Below are 19,711 nucleotides of genomic sequence, written 5' to 3' on the forward strand. Positions count from 1 at the left end.
ATGCACCAATGCTTGGAGTTGCTCAATTTCTAATGGTGGTGGTGTCCAAAGAGCAGGTTTTAAAGCTGCACAAAATCTAGCAATCACTTTGGCATCAGCACGGTCTGTCTTTGTCCGACTTAACTCACTCTTACCAAAGGCTTTGGGACGAGATGGATTGACGATACTTACTTTGTACCCTGCCTCTACTAAGAATCTAGCTAAGGCATTGCCGTATGTGCTGGTAGCTTCCATACAACTATGCAAGTTTGTCACATTTTGAAGGTTTAGCCATTCTTGTAATTCAGCAAATCCTTCAGGATTGTTGCCAAATACTTTACTCTTGATTTTGGCGTTGCCTTGGATTAGGGCAACATCAAACTTGGCTTTGCTGATGTCTATGCCTAAAACATCTAATACTTCATTGCTATTGTTCATAGGTATTTCCAGTCTTTTTGCTAGATTTATCCATCAAGCAATCAGTGGTATTAAACTATCCTTGTGAATGCAGGTTTACCCATTAGGCGACCTCTGATACTGTCCAGTCTTTACTGTTGCCACTGTTGAAGCAGAGACGACTCTATCTACATTACGGGCTTGGTGTCCCTAGGGGTTGAACGAGTTTATCTCTGCCTTTGCTTGTTGGATCTTAGTAAAGATTTTATCCTTTACTTTTCTTCCTAGATACAAGGGGCTGTGTCCCCGTGCCTGCCCTAGACTTTCGCCATCGCAAGAATTCCTTCCACGTAACATCAGCGATAATTGCTGTAAACGAAAAAGCCGCGCTCAGCGCGGCTTTTTCGTTTAAGGATTTGGTGGACACCAGAATAGATTTTGACTAGATATGCCAAGAGATTCGAGAATCTCCTTCATCGTTTTAGTACATTCCATCCAATAGTCTTGGTTGTCATACATCCAGTCGGGACTGAAATGGAGATCGTAATGGAGTAGATTTGGGATATCGGCAAACTCATCAGATGTTTGCTTAGAAATAAGCAGCACTCGGAATGGTTTGCCTTTGCATTTAATCGTTAGCTTCTCGATCAGGTCTAGCACATAGTCGCGATTAGTTACGCCAGTACGCACAAATAAAACTTCATCGCAATGATCCAGAGTGTATAAAAATCTCTTTGCCCGCGCCGAATAGCGAACCCGCATTCTTTCATGAATCGGCTGCATATTATTCGCAGGATCGTCGGTATCTTCGACTTCATGCCCAAAGGATAAGCCAGACCATTTGGAATGATAGACTCTCCCCTCTTCAATATTGTAATGGAGATAATCAGGGTTCCACATGTCTTGGAAATCATTCATTACCATATCTGACACATCGCCTAGATTTGTGGAACGAGCCAAATCAAAGGGGAACGCTGGCCCATCATATTCCATTTTATACAGGAGCATTCTCGCCGCGCAGCGATCGCCTAAAGGCAAAATGGCAATGCGATTAATTTCTGACAGTTTACATTTGTATTTGAGCAGCATTGTCGATTTGAATGGAGCCTTGACTCGACTCTCTAAACCCTGTTCGCCGATCATCATCGTCCGAAATGGAGCTTCTAGATTAGCAGGATCGTGATAAACACCTGCAGGCATGGCTGCTAGAGCAGACCGAATCTCTTTCCACATCGGATGAATGTTATATTCTTCTTCAGATTCATTGATAATCCGAATCGTGCGATCGCCTTCCTTGAGAATACCTAGATGTCCATCATAGTAAAGAATTTCTGCGTTTTGAGGAGCAAAAAACTTAAGCGCAGAGCAATATTGCAGATCGACTCCAATCGGAATTTTAACTGTATTCTCAATCGAGCCATTAAACCCAACTGAAAGTAATGGAACCAAGCCTAACTCATCATTTTTAGAGACATATGATGTGCCAAAGGTTAAGCCAGCCTTACGCTTCAGTGCTTCTTGTAATTCCTTCCAAGTAGGAGTGATATTGTAAGTATATTCAGACTTATTGATAATTCTTAAGGTCTGAGCTTCAGGGTTAGCAAACACTTGAAACCCATATTTATCTTCATAAATAGAAATCTCGGATGTTTTGCTAGAATGCGATATTAGTGTCTGTGCTTGCGATCGCTGAATGCGATCAATCTGGAAAATGTCGAGATTAATCGCTTGAAACATTAGCTCATGCCCTTTGGTATTGGGATGAGCCACATCTAGAGATATGTCATGTTTCCAGCCTCCATAACCATTGTCCAACACATCCAACCAATCGAGAATAGGAACTCCCCACTTCAACATACGATGGTAAGTATCGCGTAGCAGCCAATTATGTTCGGGGTTGTAGTCTCCATGCGGATATAGACCACCAATAATAGGCAATGCACCTAAATCTTGAGTCATCTTGATTAATTGCAGTAACCCACTCTCAAAGCGACGTTGCACTGCTCGGCGATCATGAGGACGACAATAAGCTAGCCCTTCATTTCCCAAGGAAAGAGAAATGATCACTACATCTGGTTTTTCAGGCGCAACAACCGAAGTAAAGCGTTCAATCGTGCTGGTGACATTTGCCCCCAATTGTGATCGATTGACCAGTTGATGCCCATATTTTTCTTGCAAAGCTTGTCCTAGATGACTTGCCCAACCTTTGAGTAGCCAAGCACTACATCCCATCGCCACAGAACTACCGATGACTAATACTTTAAGTCCATCTGGTGAGGGTATTGCTGATTTTGAGTCTGGAGCTAAGGCGATCGCCTTTTCCAAATATCCATAGGGATATGCAGGAATATAACCAAAAGCTTGATCATCCACAATAATTGTCGAGGTTGAGGAATTAATATGATCTAGCTCAATCGGAACCCATCGATTAGCATCATTTTCACATTCCCATACAGTTTTACCGTTGGCTGCAACTCGTACATACTTATACTCAATTTTTGCTTCAGAGTCAGGCAAGGTTAACGGATCAATTTCTACATCTACCCACCAAATTGGGTAGCGATCGCCTGATGTACGCAAAGGTAAATATTTTTTAATGTCCCACGATCCCATTTGAGGAATCGAACCGACGATACCAATCATTTCCCCACTTTGAGTGGGAGCTTTTACCTGAAATCGATACATAGAAATGTCTTCTGTGGATAGGACTTGATTAGTTCTGCCTACTGTAGCTACTTGTCTTAAGGCAAGTCCCAACCCGATTGATGAGATGCTGCGCGAAGCACAGCATCTCATCAATCGGGTTGGATGTCTTAACAAGATCGGCTATAGCTATAACAATCATTAGTATTTAGGGCGATCGCCTCAGGTTTGAACTGTCTTAGAAACTATCATTCATTAGGTTTTAAGTCTGTTTTAGAAACTACAGCTAGCTATCCAGAAATATCGTTATTGATTGCTCAAAATTGGAGAACAACAAAATAAGAAACCGATTTTTGATGGTGCGGCTTTGCCGCACCATCAAAAATCGGTTTCTTATTAAATTACAGCGCCATGATAATTCAATTTCATCGGCAGAAAATAAGAGGTAACACAAAGTGCTGTCTCTTATTTTTTGGAGTTTTAAACTGGACGGAATTCGGTAAAATTATTAAGACATTGTAAAAAAGCAACTTTATATACTACGAGTATAAAAATTTTATGGCGAAGAAGAGTCTTGCAAGTTTGACTGCTGCGGAATTAGCAGGCAAGAAAGTTTTAGTAAGAGTTGATTTTAACGTTCCTCAAGACGAAACAGGCAAAATTACCGACGATACCCGTATTCGTGCAGCATTACCAACCATTAAGTACCTCACCGAAGCTGGCGCTCGCGTAATCCTCACCAGCCACTTCGGCAGACCCAAGGGTGTTACCGAAAGCCTCCGCCTCAACCCTGTAGCAGTGCGTTTATCTGAGCTACTTGGTCAGCCCGTTGTCAAAACCGATGATTGCATTGGTGACGCAGTTGCCGCTCAAGTTAATGCTCTCAACAACGGCGATGTCGCTTTGTTAGAAAATGTGCGTTTTTATCCTGAAGAAGAAAAGAACGATCCTGAATTTGCTAAAAAATTAGCATCTTTGGCAGACATTTATGTAAATGACGCTTTTGGTACTGCTCACCGCGCCCATGCCTCAACTGAAGGCGTAACCAAGTTCATCAGCACCTCAGTTGCTGGTTTCTTGCTTGATAAAGAATTGCAATACTTGAGCGGTGCGATCGACAATCCTAAGCGTCCTCTAGCAGCGATCGTTGGTGGTTCTAAGGTTTCTAGCAAGATCGGCGTAATCGAAACCTTGCTCGACAAAGTTGATTATTTGTTGCTCGGCGGCGGCATGATCTTCACCTTCTACAAGGCTCGTGGCTTGAGTGTTGGTAAGTCTCTCGTTGAAGAAGACAAGCTAGACTTGGCTCGCGCTCTTGAAAAGAAAGCCGCAGAACGTGGGGTCAAGTTTTTGCTGCCTACTGATGTAGTTGTAGCTGATAACTTCAAGCCTGATGCTAATGCCCAAACCGTGAGCATTGACAATATTCCCGATGGTTGGATGGGCTTGGATATTGGTCCTGACTCCGTAAAGGTATTCCAAGCTGCGCTTGCTGAATGCAAATCTGCAATCTGGAATGGTCCAATGGGTGTATTTGAGTTTGATAAGTTTGCGGTTGGTACTGAGGCGATCGCGCATACTCTTGCTGATCTCACAGCCACTGGCACAATCACCATCATCGGCGGCGGCGACTCCGTAGCTGCGGTTGAAAAGGTTGGTGTTGCTGACAAGATGAGCCACATCTCCACTGGTGGTGGTGCAAGCTTAGAACTGCTCGAAGGCAAAATCTTGCCTGGTATCGCAGCTTTGAACGAAGCTTAACAAAAAAAGAAGCGGCGCTAAGCGCCGCTTCTTTTTTAACGGAAATTATCAGGATTGAGTCTTCGACCACTACTGCCAGTAAAGCCGCTCTTGTTTAAACTTGCACCAGTGCCACCATCACTAGGATCAAGGAATGGCTTCAAGTACAAGTTGCCACTACGTACATTGGATACAGGGCGGGTTGGTGATAGCACCGAACCAAGGACACCATTAATTCCTGTGAGATCAATACCTAAGCCAAGATCACCAGTGATGTCATTTAAGGTGCGATCGCGTCCGCGATAGGTATTCACCGCCGTAGTTTGTTGTCCACTATCAGCCGTGGCGAGATTGCCAAACACCTGATCGCGAGTGGCGATCGGATCTTGACCATTGGGAACGGTCAAGACAATACGACAGGCTGAATTTTTATCAGTGGTAGCACAGATCACGTTGTAGCCGTTTTCAGTACTGGTTCGCATTTCTAGCAAACCATCGGGACGATAGGACTCTAAACGACGACTAATTTCATTGCAACGTCTTTCAGGTGACCAACCATCGCCCATGAGACTAGGAGCAGCCCAAGGGAAATATTTTTGGGGTTGACTCTTAGGTTGATAAACCACAATATACTGACCATCACGCGCTTGACAGCTAAAACGAGCCGTTTTGTTGTCCGTAGGATTGGCGGCTTTGTCGTTGGGGTTTTCGGAGGGAAGCGTTGAGGGATTTGAGCTAGGGCTAGTCTCGACAGGAATAATCTGCGCGAAACTAGGCATCGCGACTAGAGGCAAACTAAGGGCGATCGCCGATAAGCAGCCAAATTGCTTTTGCAAAAATTTTGGTAAATTTCGGGTTGAGTAGTTCATAGGATTAGCGGGTGTGTGAGGATTAGTAAACAAATCAAAGCTTCCCCCCAGATATATTTTGTGACTCTTGCGTAGAACGCCTATGAGATTGCGCGTCACTTTTTCTGATTCTAACTATAGATCCTTAGATCTTTCTATAGTTGCATGACCTCATGTTCAAAAAATATGTTCCCTCCAACAATAAAAAAGGCTGTGCTAAGCACAGCCTTTTTTATTTAGTCATTAATTTCGCTTTCTTCCGTCTCATCGTCAGGCGGTAAAGGCGATCGCAAGATTACAGTGTTATGCAATTTACCAATCCCCTCGATTTCGATATAAATGCGATCGCCTTCTTGCATTGGACCCACCCCTTCAGGCGTACCCGTAAGAATAATATCCCCTGGCAGTAAAGTCATAATTTGGCTAATGTAGGAAACGATGTAATCTGGTGAAAACACCATTTCCTCGATCGAGGTCGCCTGAAAAGGCTTTTTAGTATCATTTACAAAGGTTTGCAACATCGCAGTGGGACTGATTTCGCGCACAATCCACGGGCCCAAGGGACAGAATGTGTCAAAGCCCTTGCCCCTAGTCCATTGACTATCGCTTCTTTGGAGATCCCTTGCCGTCACATCGTTAGCGATCGTATAGCCCCAAATAGCAGCGATCGCTTGATTAGGTGTGACATTAAAACAATGAGAACCAATCACCAATGCTAGCTCACCTTCATATTCCACCCGTTTAGACTGCGGAGGTATGGCTATTTCTGCTTCAGGCGCGATAATTGTCGTAGTTGGCTTTAAAAATATAATTGGCTCTTTTGGTACTTCTCCACCCATTTCCGCAGCATGAGCGGAATAGTTTTTACCTACAGCAACAATCTTGCTCGGTTCGCAGGGAGCTAAAAGTTGATAAGTATCTGGCGCAAGTAATTCTCCATTTGGCTCCCCTCCCAGCCAAGGTGCTGTATTGAGTAGCTTTATAGATTGGTTCAACTCTAACAGCCCATAATAGACTTTCCCTTGGGAAGTTTTCACGCGAACATAACGATCCGCCATAGCATCTTATTTGTATCTAAATATTAAGAGGGGCAACCTAGCAGACTTGATTATATAGCAATCACCATCATAAACCTAGGAAGGTGCGGTGGCTAAGCAATTCTCATTATAAAAATCGGTTTTTTGAAAGCCCACCGTTGGCGGGCTTTCAAAAAACCAATTTTGGTGTTTCCAGCGCCTTCGGCGCTGGAAGCACCAAAATTGGTTTCATACTGAGATTAACGTCAGTTCGATGACAGCGGAAAATGGCAAGAATCGCTAAGCGATTCTTACCATTTTTCGCCATTTGCGGCGTGCTTCGCACGCCGCAAATGGCTATATCGAACTCACGTTGAGATTAATAAGGAACCAATTTTTGATGGCGTGGTAAAGCCGCACCATCAAAAATTGGTTCCTTATTTTACGGCAAAGCCCTAAGTCCAAAGTAAACCGCGATCGCGGTTCATTTTGGACTTTCTTAGTGGTCTTACTTAAGCTAGTTTGAGATATACAACCGCAAGTTGTTTATAAGTAGCTAAGCAAGGCTTGCGCTTCCCGCGTAGCGGGAGACCCAGACCATGCTTAGCTACTTATAAGTTTTTACGTTAGTAAATTGGAATATGAGTCTATCTACATTCATCCTAGTTTCGCTTGCCTTTGGAGTTGCCTTTGGAACTCTATTAAATACAACTTTCCCTCAGAATATTGAACTAATTAATCAAAGTTTTTTAGCTCCAGTTGGGGAATCTTTTTTAAGGCTGATTCAGTTTGTAGTTGTTCCCATTGTTTTTTCTTCTTTAATCATGGGATTAACCCGAATTCAAGGAGCAGGGCAAGTGGGCAGATATACAGTCAAGTTAATGACTAGTTACTTGATTACTAGCTCAATAGCACTTTGTGTGGGCATGGGAACAGCCTATTTTTTGCAACCTGGTAGTGGTGTGACAGGCTTCTCTATGTCCGAAAGTATTAGTATTACGGAAGCGCCTTCTCTCATATCTTGGTTAGTTAGCTTAATTCCTGTCAATCCATTAGAAGCTCTCAGTACTGGCAATCTATTACAAATCATTTTTTCAGCAGTTCTACTAGGCATAGGCGTACAACTTGCTAAGGATAAAGCCAAACCCTTTGTCGAATTAATAGAAAGCATCTATCACATTAGTGAAAAGACTTTATCCATAATTTTGTATGTTGCACCCTTGGGCGTATTTGCCCTGATGAGTTCGACGATCGCTACTCAAGGACTAGAGCTAGTTGCTAAATTATTTCTCTATGTTTTGGGTTTAGTGATTGCTTCTTCGATCATGATTTGTTTGGATATGTTAGCCCTATTTATCCTTAAGGCTGATCCTATAAGATTTTTGCGTAGTCTTTCAGAAGCGATCGCCCTCGCGTTTGGCACAGCTAGTTCTAATGCAGCACTGCCTGTGGTATTACAAAATATTCAAGAGAATTATGGACTACGTGAGGAAATAGCCAGCTTTGCCATTCCCCTCGGTACTGCCCTCAAACGTGATGGCGCAGCAATTTTACAAGGATTTAATGCTTTATTTGTCGCCCAAATTTACCAAGTTCCCCTAACGCCTTCCCTATTAACGGCGATCGCCGTTAGTAGTTTGTTGGTTTCCTTTAGTACCCCAGGAGTCCCCGGCTCAGCCCTGATTACAATGGCAACTGTTCTTTCAGCTTCAGGATTGCCGTTAGAAGCGATCGCTTTAGTTGCAGGAATAGATCGGCTTACCGATGGCTTTAAAACTGTTGTTAATATCATTGGCAATAGTGTTAACGCCATTATTCTCAGCCATTGGGAAGTAGAACAAATATCTGAAATAGAACAAATACCTGCTAACTGAATAATCTGAAGCGATCGCTATAGCAGTTTTGATTTTGCCGAAAGCAACAAGATAAAATCAGACAAAACTATGGGCAATAAATCATGATGATTTTAGATCGCGTTGTGCCGTTTGGACGGTCTAAAACTGAATATGAGTTAATGTTTGCGCTATCTGAAAGCGATCGCCTTAAATCCATAGTTGGCATCGGTGACGGGCCAGCAAGCTTTAATGCGGAAATGACTGCCGCAGGTTATCAAGTTACATCGATCGATCCAATTTATCAATTTACTGGCTTAGAAATTAAAAGTCGCTTTGATGCTTGCGTAGATACCATTATCGAACAGGTTCGCAGTACCCCAAATAACTGGGTCTGGAGCTATCACAAATCTCCTGAAGATTTACGCGCAAATCGGGAGAAGGCTATTTCGTTATTTCTTGAAGATTATGATCACGGCACAATTGAAGGTAGATATCTCAATGCTGAATTACCCAAACTAGATTTTCAAGACAAGCAATTTCAGCTTGCGCTATGTTCACATTTTCTATTTCTCTACTCTGAGCATCTCAGTTTTGAATTCCATTTAGAATCAATCCGCGAACTATGTCGGATTGCTGAAGAAGTAAGGATTTTCCCATTATTGAATTTGGCTCAAGCGCGATCGCCTTATATCGATGAAGTTTGTAGCATCTTAGCCAAAGTAGGAATTAGCTCAGAAATTATGCAAGTGGACTACGAATTACAAAAAGGTGGCAATCAGGCGATTATTTTTCGACAATAAAAAAGCTCGCAATGCGAGCTTTTTTATTGATTAATGCGGAACGGGGGACTTGAACCCCCAAGTCTTTCAACACATGTACCTGAAACATGCGCGTCTACCAATTCCGCCAGTTCCGCGATTGGTATTTTGAGATTTTGCTGTTAGGTATTAGCTTTTAGCTGACGAATTTAAATAGCGTAAGCATCTAACTGGCAGTTACTAAGTTTCCTGTAAAGATTGCACAATGTCAATAATCAAAACTGATAAATTAGAGATATACTCCCTTCCCAGTGAAAAAATAGACGTTGCGGCGCTTCGCGCCGCAACGCTATTTCTTAGTTTTATATGTCTATTTCTTCGGTGGGAAGGGAGTAGCTTTGCGATATCTCTAATTTATCAGTTTTATGTCATAATCTACAGTAAAGCGATGGGAATACCGCCCTATAGGGCTAGCGATTTTTCCAGTAATCTTGTATCTTAGATTTGTAACAAAGAAGACTAACTTTAAAACTATGACACTGCGTTTAGGCGATACCGTACCCGATTTTACTCAAGACTCCACTGAAGGCGTGATCAACTTCCATGAGTGGATCGGCGATAACTGGGCTATTCTATTTTCTCACCCCAAAGATTTCACCCCTGTTTGCACCACCGAACTTGGAACCGTAGCTAAGCTCAAACCAGAATTTGATAAGCGCAATATCAAGGCGATCGCTTTGAGCGTTGATGGCGTTGAATCCCACAAAGGATGGGTTGGCGATATCGAAGAAACCCAAGGCGCTACCCTTAACTACCCAATTTTGGCTGACGAAGATAAGAAAGTGTCAGAACTTTATGACATGATTCACCCTAACTCGGCAACAGGTAACACCTTGACTGTGCGATCGGTGTTTATCATTGACTCCAACAAAAAACTTCGCCTTAGCTTGACTTACCCTGCTAGCACAGGTCGCAACTTTGATGAAATTCTACGTGTAATTGATTCCTTACAATTGACCGACAACTACAGTGTTGCGACACCTGCCAACTGGAAAGATGGCGATGATTGCGTAATTGTCCCTTCAATTTCTAACGAAGAAGCTAAAACCAAGTTCCCTAAAGGTTTCAATCCTATTAAGCCTTACTTACGCCTAACTCCTCAGCCTAACAAGTAATACCAAAACACAAAATGGCTACGCCATTTTGTGTTTAAAACCCTTGCTGGGTTTGGTTTTCAATTCACAATAAATTGCTTTAAATTGCTTTTTGTCAATGAGTACATAATCATTCAGCAATTCTCTTTATGAAACCGATTTTGGTGTTTCCAGCGCCGAAGGCGCTGGAAACACCAAAATTTTTTTGAAAGCCCGCTGACTGTGGGATTTCAAAAAACCGATTTTTATAATTAGAATTTGATATAGCAATGCAAGAGATAGATGGGACAAATCAAAACCAAAAAGATGAGTGGCAGCGCGAAGCGCCGCCACTCATCTTTTTGGTTTTATGTCTTAAGCAAAACTTACATTGCTATAATCATTGGCAAAACACCATACAAAAAGAAATATGGCACAGTGTGCCATATTTCTTTTTGTAGTAAATAAAACTTTCTATTTAATTGAATGTGAAAGAGAAAGACTGCTAGGCAGACTTTCTCTTTTCTGAGTATTTACCAGCTTTCGTCTTCGACAGCCGTTTTATCCCAAATTTCTAAATCTAGCTCTTCTAGATAAATAATTCCACTTTGAATTTGTTGAGTTGTTCCAGTTAGTTCTAACGTGAACCAGCCATCATCTTCTGGACTTTCGCCCAGAAGTGCAGCAATAATTGTCACAATTAAACCGTGTTCACAAGAGAGGCGAGAAATAATAGGTTCTCCATAGCAGCTTCTCGGAACACGCATAGCAATGCGTGTCGTCGTTCGGCGCTTTTCCTCTAAATTTACGGTAGCTCTGGAATCGATGCATTCCGCCGCTAGCATTGAAGTATCTCCAGTGCAAATGTCTTAGTGTTTTGACATTTACCATAGTAGCTAAAGTTTTACGGAAATGGAAGTGATTCAAGTCACTAAATCTATAAAGAGTATAAATTTACACTATAGTCAACAGCCATGAGTAGTAATACCACAACTTATAATCGTATTTATGAAATTGTGTGGCAAATTCCCCAAGGATTTGTGGCTACCTATGGACAGGTCGCTGAACTTTCAAATTTGGCAGGAAAAGCTCGTGTGGTGGGCTATGCGCTCTATCGAGTTGACATGAAAAATTCGGATATTCCTTGGCAGCGTGTAGTTAATGCTAAGGGTGAGATTTCTCTTTCGCCTTTGCGTTTTGGTACGGACTATTTGCAGCGATCGCTACTGGAAAATGAAGGAATTAGCTTTAATGATGCAGGTAAGATCGATCTGCGAAAATATCTATGGCAACCACCCAAACCGCAAATTTTTGCTTAAAAGGGTTGCAAAGCAACCCTTTTAAGCAAAAATTTGGATATTACTTCAGTGCAAACTGTGGCAAAGTACGACAAAAACTATGACTACTGCAACTTTACTTGTTTCCTGCCCTGACCAAAAAGGCTTAGTGGCAAAAATTTCGGACTGGGTATTTTCCCATGGTGGGAATATTCTCCATGCCGATCAACATGCTGATAGTACGGCGGGATTGTTTTTGATGCGTGTTGAGTGGGACTTGGAAAACTTCGATTTAGCAAGGTCAGAAATTAAGCCGACCTTTGAGAAATTAGCAACTGAAATTAATGCTAAGTGGAGTATTCAGTTTTCTGATTATGTGCGTCGCATTGCCATTTTTGTCTCGAAGCAGGATCACTGTTTGTACGATTTGATTTTACGGCAGCGATCGCATGAACTCTCAGCGACGATCCCTGTGGTGATTAGCAATCATCCAGATTTAGAAAAAGTTGCCCATAACTTCGGGATTAATTATCATCACATGGCGATCGCGCCAGAGAACAAGTTGGAGCAAGAAAAACAGCAACTTGCTTTACTCAAACAATACAAGATTGATTTAGTCGTTCTCGCGAAGTATATGCAAGTTTTGAGTCCAGACTTTCTCTCTCAGTTCTCGCAAGTTATTAATATTCACCATTCATTTTTACCAGCTTTTGCTGGTGCAAATCCCTATCACCGCGCCTATAAGCGTGGTGTAAAAATCATTGGTGCAACGGCTCATTATGTGACTGAAGAATTAGATGAAGGTCCAATTATCGAGCAGGATGTCATTCGAGTTTCGCATCGTGATTCGGTTACAGACCTGATTCGCAAAGGCAAAGACTTAGAGCGCATTGTCTTAGCTAGAGCCGTCAGACAACATTTACAAAACCGTGTACTAATTTATGGACAATCGGCAAGCTCAGGCTTAGGGTTGCGAACTGTCGTATTTGATTAACAGTAATGGTGCGATAAAGCTACACCTTTACTGTTAATGAGTGTTAATTTTGAGTTATGTTAATACAAATGTGCTTTTAAAAAAGTCTTATTCAAAGTTTTAGATCAAGGTTTTAAAAAATGACAGCAAAAATACAGTTGACGCGCGGTATTGACGAAGAGGCAACCGATGTAAAAATTACGCGCTCTAAGGATGGAGATACCAGTGTTGCGGTGTTTATCTTCGATTCACCTAAATGCATGAGTGGTGAGAATGCTAGCAATAATGAGATATTGGGAATGTATATGATTGATGAAGAAGGTGAAATGGTGACTCGCAATGTCAACGCCAAATTCATCAATGGCAAATCAGCAGGAATTGAAGCAATTCATAAAATTGAAGGCGAACGTGATTGGGAAAGGTTTCTCAGATTTATGAATCGTTATGCTGAGTCTAATGGGATGAGTTTAAACAAAGCCTAAATGAGGGTTTAAAGCGAAGAGGGGTTTGCATTTGTAGATAGAGATTTGCTGCTGTGAGTTTGGAGATGGTATCGCAGATGCAAAGCCCCTAGCAAGTAGGAGATGAGATGTCAATAGGACTGTGTCAAGTAACAGTGACTGATATTTTTTATGAGCTAGCGTAATTTGTAAATCATCGTGTTATCATAGGAAAGCGTCAAAAACGCAACGGGATGTAGCGCAGCTTGGTAGCGCACCACTTTGGGGTAGTGGGGGTCTTGGGTTCAAATCCCAACATTCCGATTTTTGAAAAGCATAGGGCTGTGCGATTTAGTAAAGTGCCAAATATAAAAATAGAACTAGTGGGGCGGCGAAGCTGCCTCACCAGTTCTCTAAAATCTGAAATGGTACTTTATTTATTTGATTGTCCCTTAGTAGTTGTTTTTAGGGAAATTCTTTAGCTTGAAGTGCTGCAATAATTGATAAACAAAGATTGTAGTCTCGGATATCTTCGATATCTGAAACACTAGTTTTAGCCTAAATCCTAAGAAACGAGTGACGACGCTTTGCATCTCCACTCGTTTCTTAAGGGGGATTCGTCCTAAGGCTAGTGATACCAATTCACGAAAGTGTGGCAACACTTTTGTGAATTAAAACGCAAATCCTGTAAGGGTTTTAAAAACACAAAATGGCTACGCCATTTTGTGTTTTGGGATGACTACAGCTATATATATCTTTTTTAACGTCAGTTCGACGAAAGCGAAAAATGGTAAGAATCGCTAAGCGATTCTTACCATTTTTCGCCATTTGCGGCGTGCGAAGCACGCCGCAAATGGTTATATCGAACTCAAGTTTTTTTTAGAATTCTAGAAAATTTTTCTTTTACAATCAAGAGAATTAATGTGAAAATTGCTACATTAATTCGTGGGTTAAGACAATGGAACTAGAAGATTTTTTTGCTTTAGTGCATCCTGCGATCGCGGTTATTGTGGTGTTTCCCCTAATCGGTATTGTCACAAATCGCGCTTGGTTAGTTCGTCAGCGTCGCTTGCAAGTCATTGATGGCGAAAAAAGCAAGATTCCTCCAGTTGTGGGATCTGAACATGTAGCGATCGGTAATTGGCTGAGCATCTCCGTCGTAGGAGCCGCCCTATTGGGTATGGCTTATCCAATTTTTTCCAAATTCCTCAAAAATAATGTCTTCTCCTCGGATTCTTTGCGTGCATCTTTTGTCGTTGCGATTTTCATAGCCACAATCGCCTCATTTACATTTCTATTTAAGGCAAAGGTCAAACTGGGGCGAACTATTTTTGCCGCCTTAACATCGATTGGATTAATTATGTTAGGGGCGCAGCCAGAAGTATTTCGGCGGGATAGTGAATGGTTTTTCTCTCATTATTACTATGGTATTGCTGCCGCGATATTGATGATTATTTCGGTTGCTATTACTCAAGATATTTACAAGGACAAACAAAATCGCTGGCGGAATATCCACATTATTCTTAACTGTTTTGCTTTACTTCTATTTGTAGGACAGGGAATGACTGGTGCTAGAGATTTATTATCGATACCTTACAATTGGCAAAAAGAATATCTGCGTTCTTGTGATTTTAAAACGAGAACCTGTCCAAAATCTACAGCTTTTTATGCTCCAATCAATATAGAGCCTATTTACAGCAATTTATGATCAGATCATGTGCATAGAAGCAGAGATTAGGGCTTGGAGACCAAGCCCCTACCTCTACAAAAATGTAGGGCTTGAAGACCAAGCCCCTACCTCTACAAAATGTAGGGATTTGGTCTCCAAATCCTCTTTTGCAGAGATTTGCTTCAAATTCCATTAGGTAAATTACCATAGTGAAAATCAACAATATTCAGAAATTCTTAGAACGAATTCCTAGCTCAATTTACCTTGCCATTGCGGTCTTGATTTTTGCATCTTCTAACTCGGTTACTCGCAAAATCGTAGCCATTGGCAAACAGAACTTGATCGATGGTAGAAATCCCATTTCACTCTGTAATGTTTTATTTGTAGGCAATATTTGCGCCTTTGGATTGATGGCTTGTATCTTTCACCAAGACTGGAAAATTAAGAACCTCAAGGCTATCTCTCTTAAAAATTGGATTAGCCTTACCATCATGGGCATTCTGTCTGGCGCGATCGCCCCAGCCTTAATTTTTACAGCGCTTGAACAAACAAACGTGACTAGTATCGTCTTAATTGGGCGGATTGAGCCAATTCTGACATTGATATTAAATGTTTGTTTATTAGGTGCATCAGTTAACGCTTGGACGATCGCAGGTTCTTTCGTTTCCTTTGCGGGTGTCGTCGTCACCGCCCTTTTAACAACATCCAATAGCAAAATGATGATGATGGGAGGATTTGCGATTGGCACTGGCGAAATTTTAGTAGCGATCGCGGCGGTGATTGTTTCCATTTCCACGATTGTTAGTAAATTGCAATTACGGGCGATTCCCTTGGGGATTATGACCCTTTATCGTAATGCATTGGGAACTGTGATTTTCTTTATATTAGCGAATGTGCTTTATGGAGTAGAACACTTTCAGGATGCCTTTTCGCCTTTGCTCTGGCAATGGATGCTCATCTATGCTGCTGTAATTGTGGTGACTGGTCAAATATGTTGGTTAGCAGGACTAAAAAATGCTACTTCCACAGAACTAAATTTAGCCAGTTTATTCAATCCAATCATCGCGATTATTATGGCGTATTTGATTTTGGCTGAAGTTCCCACTCAAGCCCAATATTTAGGCGGCAGCCTCTTGTTAATCGGATTTATATTCAGTTTTATTGGCAATCGCTATCAAACAAAAATTAGTCGAGAATTAAAGAAGCCAAATCTTCCTGAAGCGGAAGAAATGATGGGTGGTTTTCGAGGAGTATAAAAAAAGGGGCGATTTGCGCCCCCTTTTTTTATATAGCTATAGCCACCTGGATCAGGTCAAATCAAAACCCAGATAGTGTGAGGCGGCGCTTCGCGCCGCCTCACACTATCTGGGTTTTATGTCCTAACAAGAATGGCGACAGCTATACTTCGCCGATGTATTTCAGCACTACCACACTTAATGGCGGTGCTGTTACATCAATTGAGTAGGGCTTGCCGTGAGTTCCATAGTCATCAGTATACTTACCGCCCAGATTGCCAACCCCACTACCGCCATAGATCGGCGCATCACTGTTAAGCACTTCCTTATAGAAGCCCTTCTCAGGTACACCCACACGATAGTTATGATGAACAACAGGGGTAAAGTTGCAGACTACCAACACAAATTCACCATCATCACCTTTCCGTAAGAAAGAGATTACCGAATTCTGAGTGTCATTACATTCAATCCATTCAAATCCATCTTGAGTGAAGTCTTGAGTGTAAAGCTCAGGTAGCGATCGCAAAAGTTTATTCAAGTCACCGACATATTTTTGCAGAGTCTTGTGGCTAGGATATTGCAGCAAATGCCATTCCAAATCGCCCCAAACATTCCATTCCGCCCATTGACCGATTTCCATGCCCATAAACATGGTCTTCTTGCCTGGGTGAGTGAACATATAGCCATAGAGACAGCGCAGGTTAGCAAACTTCTGCCATTCATCCCCCGGCATCTTACCAATCATCGGACTCTTGCCATGCACTACTTCATCATGGGATAGCGCCAACATGAAGTTTTCACTGAAGGCATACCAAATGCTAAAGGTAAGATAATTGTTGTTATGTCCACGGAAGTATGGATCAAGCTTGAAATAATCAAGCATGTCGTGCATCCAGCCCATATTCCATTTGAGGTTAAAGCCTAAGCCTCCTGAATAAGCGGGCCATGTCACCATTGGCCATGAAGTGGATTCTTCAGCAATCGATAATGCCCCAGGGTAGTAGGTAAAGAGAATGCTATGAAGATGACGGAATAACTCGATCGCTTCTAAGCTTTCACGACCGCCATACTCATTAGCGAGCCATGTCCCTGGTTCACGGTTGTAATCGCGATAGATCATTGAGGCGACTGCATCAACGCGAATACCATCAATGTGATATTTGTCGAACCAGAACAGCACATTGGCGATCAAGAAATTCTTAACTTCACTACGCTTGTAGTTAAAAATCTTGGTTCCCCATTCCTTATGCTCACCAATGCGGACATCGGCAGGTTCATACAAGAATGTGCCATCAAAGAAAGACAAACCATGTCCATCCTTAGGGAAATGGGCGGGAACCCAATCGACAATGATACCAATGTCATTTTGGTGGCACTTATCGATGAAGTACATCAAATCTTGGGGTGTGCCATAGCGCGACGTGGCGGCATAGTAACCCGTCACTTGATAACCCCATGAGCCATCGAAGGGATGCTCAGCCACAGGCATCATTTCGATGTGGGTATAGCCCATTTCCTTGACGTAGGGGATCAGGTCTTCGGCGAGTTCGCGATAGGTGAGAAATCTTGCCCCAGGTTTGAGATCGGCGGCTGATACCGCAGGATAGCCACTGGCTGGAGGATTGGCTGCGGAGGCGTGCATCCATGAACCAAGGTGCATCTCATAGACAGAAATTGGCTTTTTAAGAGGATCTTCAGTGCGACGCTTTTCTAACCAAGCCTGATCATTCCATTCGTAGGTATTGAGATCGGTGACTATTGAGGCTGTCTTGGGGCGCACCTCTTGAAAGTATCCATAGGGATCGGATTTTTCGTAAATATGCCCTTCAGGACTCTTAATTTCGTATTTGTAAACAGTACCAACTGTTAATTCAGGAATAAATAGATCCCAAATGCCCGTATGTCCCTTACGCATTTGGTGCTTGCGTCCGTCCCAGCTATTAAAATCGCCGATAATTGAGACGTTACGCGCATTAGGAGCCCAGACTGCAAAATAAACGCCACTTACACCGTCAATGGTGGTGGGGTGTGCGCCCATTTTTTCGTAAATCTGATAATGTGTGCCTTCACCAAATAGGTAAGCGTCAAACTCAGTTAGCAATGGTGATTTGAAATAGTAAGGATCATGAATTAGGCGATCGCTGTCTCCAGCCTTGACTCTAAACTGGTAATTGAACAGGTGGGGCGCATCGCTAATCACACATTCAAAAAAGTGGGGATGATGCACTGATTGCATCGGATATTCTTTGTGCTGATCGGGCGTAACTACATAGACTGCCTCTGCGTCGGGTAGATACGCTCTAACCACCCATACCGACTTACCATCTTGCTCAATTTCATGGGGACCAAGGACTGTAAAGGGGTCGTGGTGTTGATTCCACACAATGCGATCGATCTGCTCGGTGGGGATGGTTGGGGTCATATCTCTTTTAGTAAACGCACATATTTAAATTACTGCATATTAATCACCAAATGACAGGGTGTAATCTAAAGTAAAGACTGGCGAATATTTTCTTTTGTTTTTTATATACATAAAACACGAGGTTGAGATGTTTTTTTTGAGACATCGCGCTATCAATATGCATCATCTCCAATCGTCCATAATCAGCGATCGCCTTTTGTCATCATCAAGTGCGATCGCCTTGATAAATGCTAGAATCATCCGAAAGTTTCAGTAGTTGTCATGAACGATCGCGATCGCACTAATATTCAGGGGTTTTTAGCTAAATGCCAAGGCTCATAGGGAAATGAACTATTAGATTTTTTAGCGAATAGTGTTTGGCTTTGCGTTTAGGATGTCCGATTTTGAGTTATTTTAGAAGATATTCTTAAATATTAGGATAATCCTTAATGTATTCTGACAGACAGCTTGCAGCCAATCTCAATGAGGAAAATATTAATTATTTACGGAATAAACATCGGGGAGGACAGGTTAATCAAAAGGGCAACTCATACGAAAACTTCTTTGCAATTTATCAAATAGCATTACTGGCAAAAGAAATCATTAGTCAAGAAGTAGAAGACATTGATATTTTCAGCCAGATTGTGGCTTTCGTAGACGATCTGATTATTGATCGCGGAGTAGGCTTAGATTTACAGCACTTCCAAATTAAAGAATCACAATCACTTTCATGGGGAACAGATAATAGCGATGTCAAAATTGCTTTTGATTTTAGGATGCAATTTCAACTCAACACAAATGCTCTCAATCGCTCATCTATAATGTCAGTCGTTGTTTCATCTGAAGATGTGGCTAAAAAATTAATTGCGAAAATGCCTATGGATATTCAGGCTTATAGCTCAGTAATTTTCTTCCCTTATCGAAAAACGATAAATGAATTATTGACAGTTAATAATCAACTGAGAGAAGCTATTTCCTATTTAACAGCTTTCGAGAATCCGACGCAAGACAAAATCGAATGTGTTGCAACAGTTTTAATAGGCGCATGGGTATCTAGTGATACATCGCAAACTACTGTGCGTAATGTTCTGGAGAAAGCGCAAAACTGTCAACCATCCTTTATCCGTTCTTTTAAATCAGATGATTCATTTGCTCTTGAGCCAAAAGTTATCTCGATTCTACAAAGTATTAATGGATTTACCTATTCTATTTCTAGAGGTTTTTTCCATTGGGAATATCCAGTGCTAGGAATGGATGGTACATATCCTATCAGTCTTGAGAGTGAAGAGTTTCAAAAATTACAGAATCTTATTCTGCAAATAAGCCCTACGACATTTGAAGATTTAGAAAATTTGCTTTAGGTTGTAC

At 41.9% G+C, this 19,711-nt stretch carries 16 protein-coding genes and 2 tRNA genes; 11 read left to right on the top strand and 7 right to left on the bottom strand.

From position 1 onward, the window contains the following. Positions 1–417: IS110 family transposase (locus VB775_RS17650; RefSeq protein WP_323216895.1), on the bottom strand; the 417-nt coding region annotated here is incomplete at its 3' end. Between the two features lie 366 nt (positions 418–783). After that, positions 784–3,195: a DUF1796 family putative cysteine peptidase gene (locus VB775_RS17655; protein ID WP_281007039.1), complete on the bottom strand. Its 2,412-nt coding sequence runs from the start codon at positions 3,193–3,195 to the stop codon at positions 784–786. A 381-nt stretch (positions 3,196–3,576) separates the two neighbouring features. Between VB775_RS17655 and VB775_RS17660 the strand changes: the two genes are divergently transcribed. Then, a complete protein-coding gene (locus VB775_RS17660) occupies positions 3,577–4,779 on the top strand; it encodes a phosphoglycerate kinase (RefSeq protein ID WP_281007040.1) in 1,203 nt (400 codons plus the stop codon). Between the two features lie 35 nt (positions 4,780–4,814). Here VB775_RS17660 and VB775_RS17665 read toward each other — a convergent pair whose 3' ends face one another. Together VB775_RS17665 and VB775_RS17670 are read right to left on the bottom strand one after the other, a co-directional pair. Further along, entirely contained in the window at positions 4,815–5,627 is an 813-nt protein-coding gene (locus VB775_RS17665; RefSeq protein ID WP_281007041.1) for a COP23 domain-containing protein, read from the bottom strand. Positions 5,628–5,842: 215 nt separating this feature from the next. Then, the gene (locus VB775_RS17670) at positions 5,843–6,664 is read right to left on the bottom strand and encodes a fumarylacetoacetate hydrolase family protein (protein ID WP_281007042.1); all 822 of its coding nucleotides are present in this window, start codon (positions 6,662–6,664) and stop codon (positions 5,843–5,845) included. Between the two features lie 599 nt (positions 6,665–7,263). On the opposite strand from VB775_RS17670, the gene VB775_RS17675 reads away from it, so the two are divergent. Both VB775_RS17675 and VB775_RS17680 read left to right on the top strand, forming a co-directional pair. Beyond that, a complete protein-coding gene (locus VB775_RS17675; RefSeq protein ID WP_281007043.1) occupies positions 7,264–8,496 on the top strand; it encodes a dicarboxylate/amino acid:cation symporter in 1,233 nt (410 codons plus the stop codon). 83 nt (positions 8,497–8,579) lie between these two features. Then, positions 8,580–9,257: an SAM-dependent methyltransferase gene (locus VB775_RS17680; protein ID WP_281007044.1), complete on the top strand. Its 678-nt coding sequence runs from the start codon at positions 8,580–8,582 to the stop codon at positions 9,255–9,257. A 34-nt stretch (positions 9,258–9,291) separates the two neighbouring features. Here the strand turns inward: VB775_RS17680 and VB775_RS17685 are convergent. Continuing rightward, positions 9,292–9,373, bottom strand: a tRNA-Leu gene (locus VB775_RS17685). A 375-nt stretch (positions 9,374–9,748) separates the two neighbouring features. Here VB775_RS17685 and VB775_RS17690 point away from each other — a divergent pair. Continuing rightward, on the top strand, positions 9,749–10,390 hold the full coding sequence (locus VB775_RS17690) for a peroxiredoxin (RefSeq protein WP_190577888.1): 642 nt from the start codon (positions 9,749–9,751) through the stop codon (positions 10,388–10,390). 491 nt (positions 10,391–10,881) lie between these two features. On the opposite strand, the gene VB775_RS17695 is transcribed toward VB775_RS17690, so the two are convergent. After that, complete coding sequence (locus tag VB775_RS17695) at positions 10,882–11,193, bottom strand: NIL domain-containing protein (protein ID WP_094535005.1); 312 nt, start codon at positions 11,191–11,193, stop codon at positions 10,882–10,884. Between the two features lie 129 nt (positions 11,194–11,322). Here VB775_RS17695 and VB775_RS17700 point away from each other — a divergent pair, with 129 nt between their 5' ends. The 6 genes from VB775_RS17700 to VB775_RS17725 all read left to right on the top strand — a co-directional run bounded on the left by VB775_RS17700 (position 11,323) and on the right by VB775_RS17725 (position 15,963). After that, positions 11,323–11,667: an MGMT family protein gene (locus VB775_RS17700; protein ID WP_281007045.1), complete on the top strand. Its 345-nt coding sequence runs from the start codon at positions 11,323–11,325 to the stop codon at positions 11,665–11,667. 79 nt (positions 11,668–11,746) lie between these two features. Next, positions 11,747–12,619, top strand: a complete 873-nt coding sequence (gene purU, locus VB775_RS17705; RefSeq protein ID WP_281007046.1) for a formyltetrahydrofolate deformylase — start codon at positions 11,747–11,749, stop codon at positions 12,617–12,619. A gap of 119 nt (positions 12,620–12,738) precedes the next feature. Continuing rightward, positions 12,739–13,080: a photosystem II reaction center protein Psb28 gene (gene psb28, locus VB775_RS17710; protein ID WP_281007047.1), complete on the top strand. Its 342-nt coding sequence runs from the start codon at positions 12,739–12,741 to the stop codon at positions 13,078–13,080. Between the two features lie 208 nt (positions 13,081–13,288). Continuing rightward, positions 13,289–13,362: transfer RNA gene (locus tag VB775_RS17715), tRNA-Pro, on the top strand. Between the two features lie 634 nt (positions 13,363–13,996). Beyond that, positions 13,997–14,746: a DUF4079 domain-containing protein gene (locus tag VB775_RS17720; protein WP_281007048.1), complete on the top strand. Its 750-nt coding sequence runs from the start codon at positions 13,997–13,999 to the stop codon at positions 14,744–14,746. Positions 14,747–14,916: 170 nt separating this feature from the next. Beyond that, positions 14,917–15,963, top strand: coding sequence for a DMT family transporter (locus VB775_RS17725; RefSeq protein ID WP_281007049.1), 1,047 nt, complete (start codon positions 14,917–14,919; stop codon positions 15,961–15,963). Between the two features lie 142 nt (positions 15,964–16,105). Here the strand turns inward: VB775_RS17725 and glgB are convergent, their stop codons facing one another. Continuing rightward, positions 16,106–18,364: a 1,4-alpha-glucan branching protein GlgB gene (gene glgB / locus VB775_RS17730; protein ID WP_281007050.1), complete on the bottom strand. Its 2,259-nt coding sequence runs from the start codon at positions 18,362–18,364 to the stop codon at positions 16,106–16,108. 428 nt (positions 18,365–18,792) lie between these two features. Between glgB and VB775_RS17735 the strand changes: the two genes are divergently transcribed. Further along, positions 18,793–19,704 carry a hypothetical protein gene (locus VB775_RS17735; RefSeq protein ID WP_281007051.1) on the top strand — a complete coding sequence of 304 codons (912 nt, stop codon included), beginning with the start codon at positions 18,793–18,795 and terminating at the stop codon, positions 19,702–19,704. Positions 19,705–19,711: the final 7 nt, after the last annotated feature.

The organism is Pseudanabaena sp. CCNP1317, from assembly GCF_034931345.1.
Taxonomy (GTDB): domain Bacteria; phylum Cyanobacteriota; class Cyanobacteriia; order Pseudanabaenales; family Pseudanabaenaceae; genus Pseudanabaena; species Pseudanabaena galeata.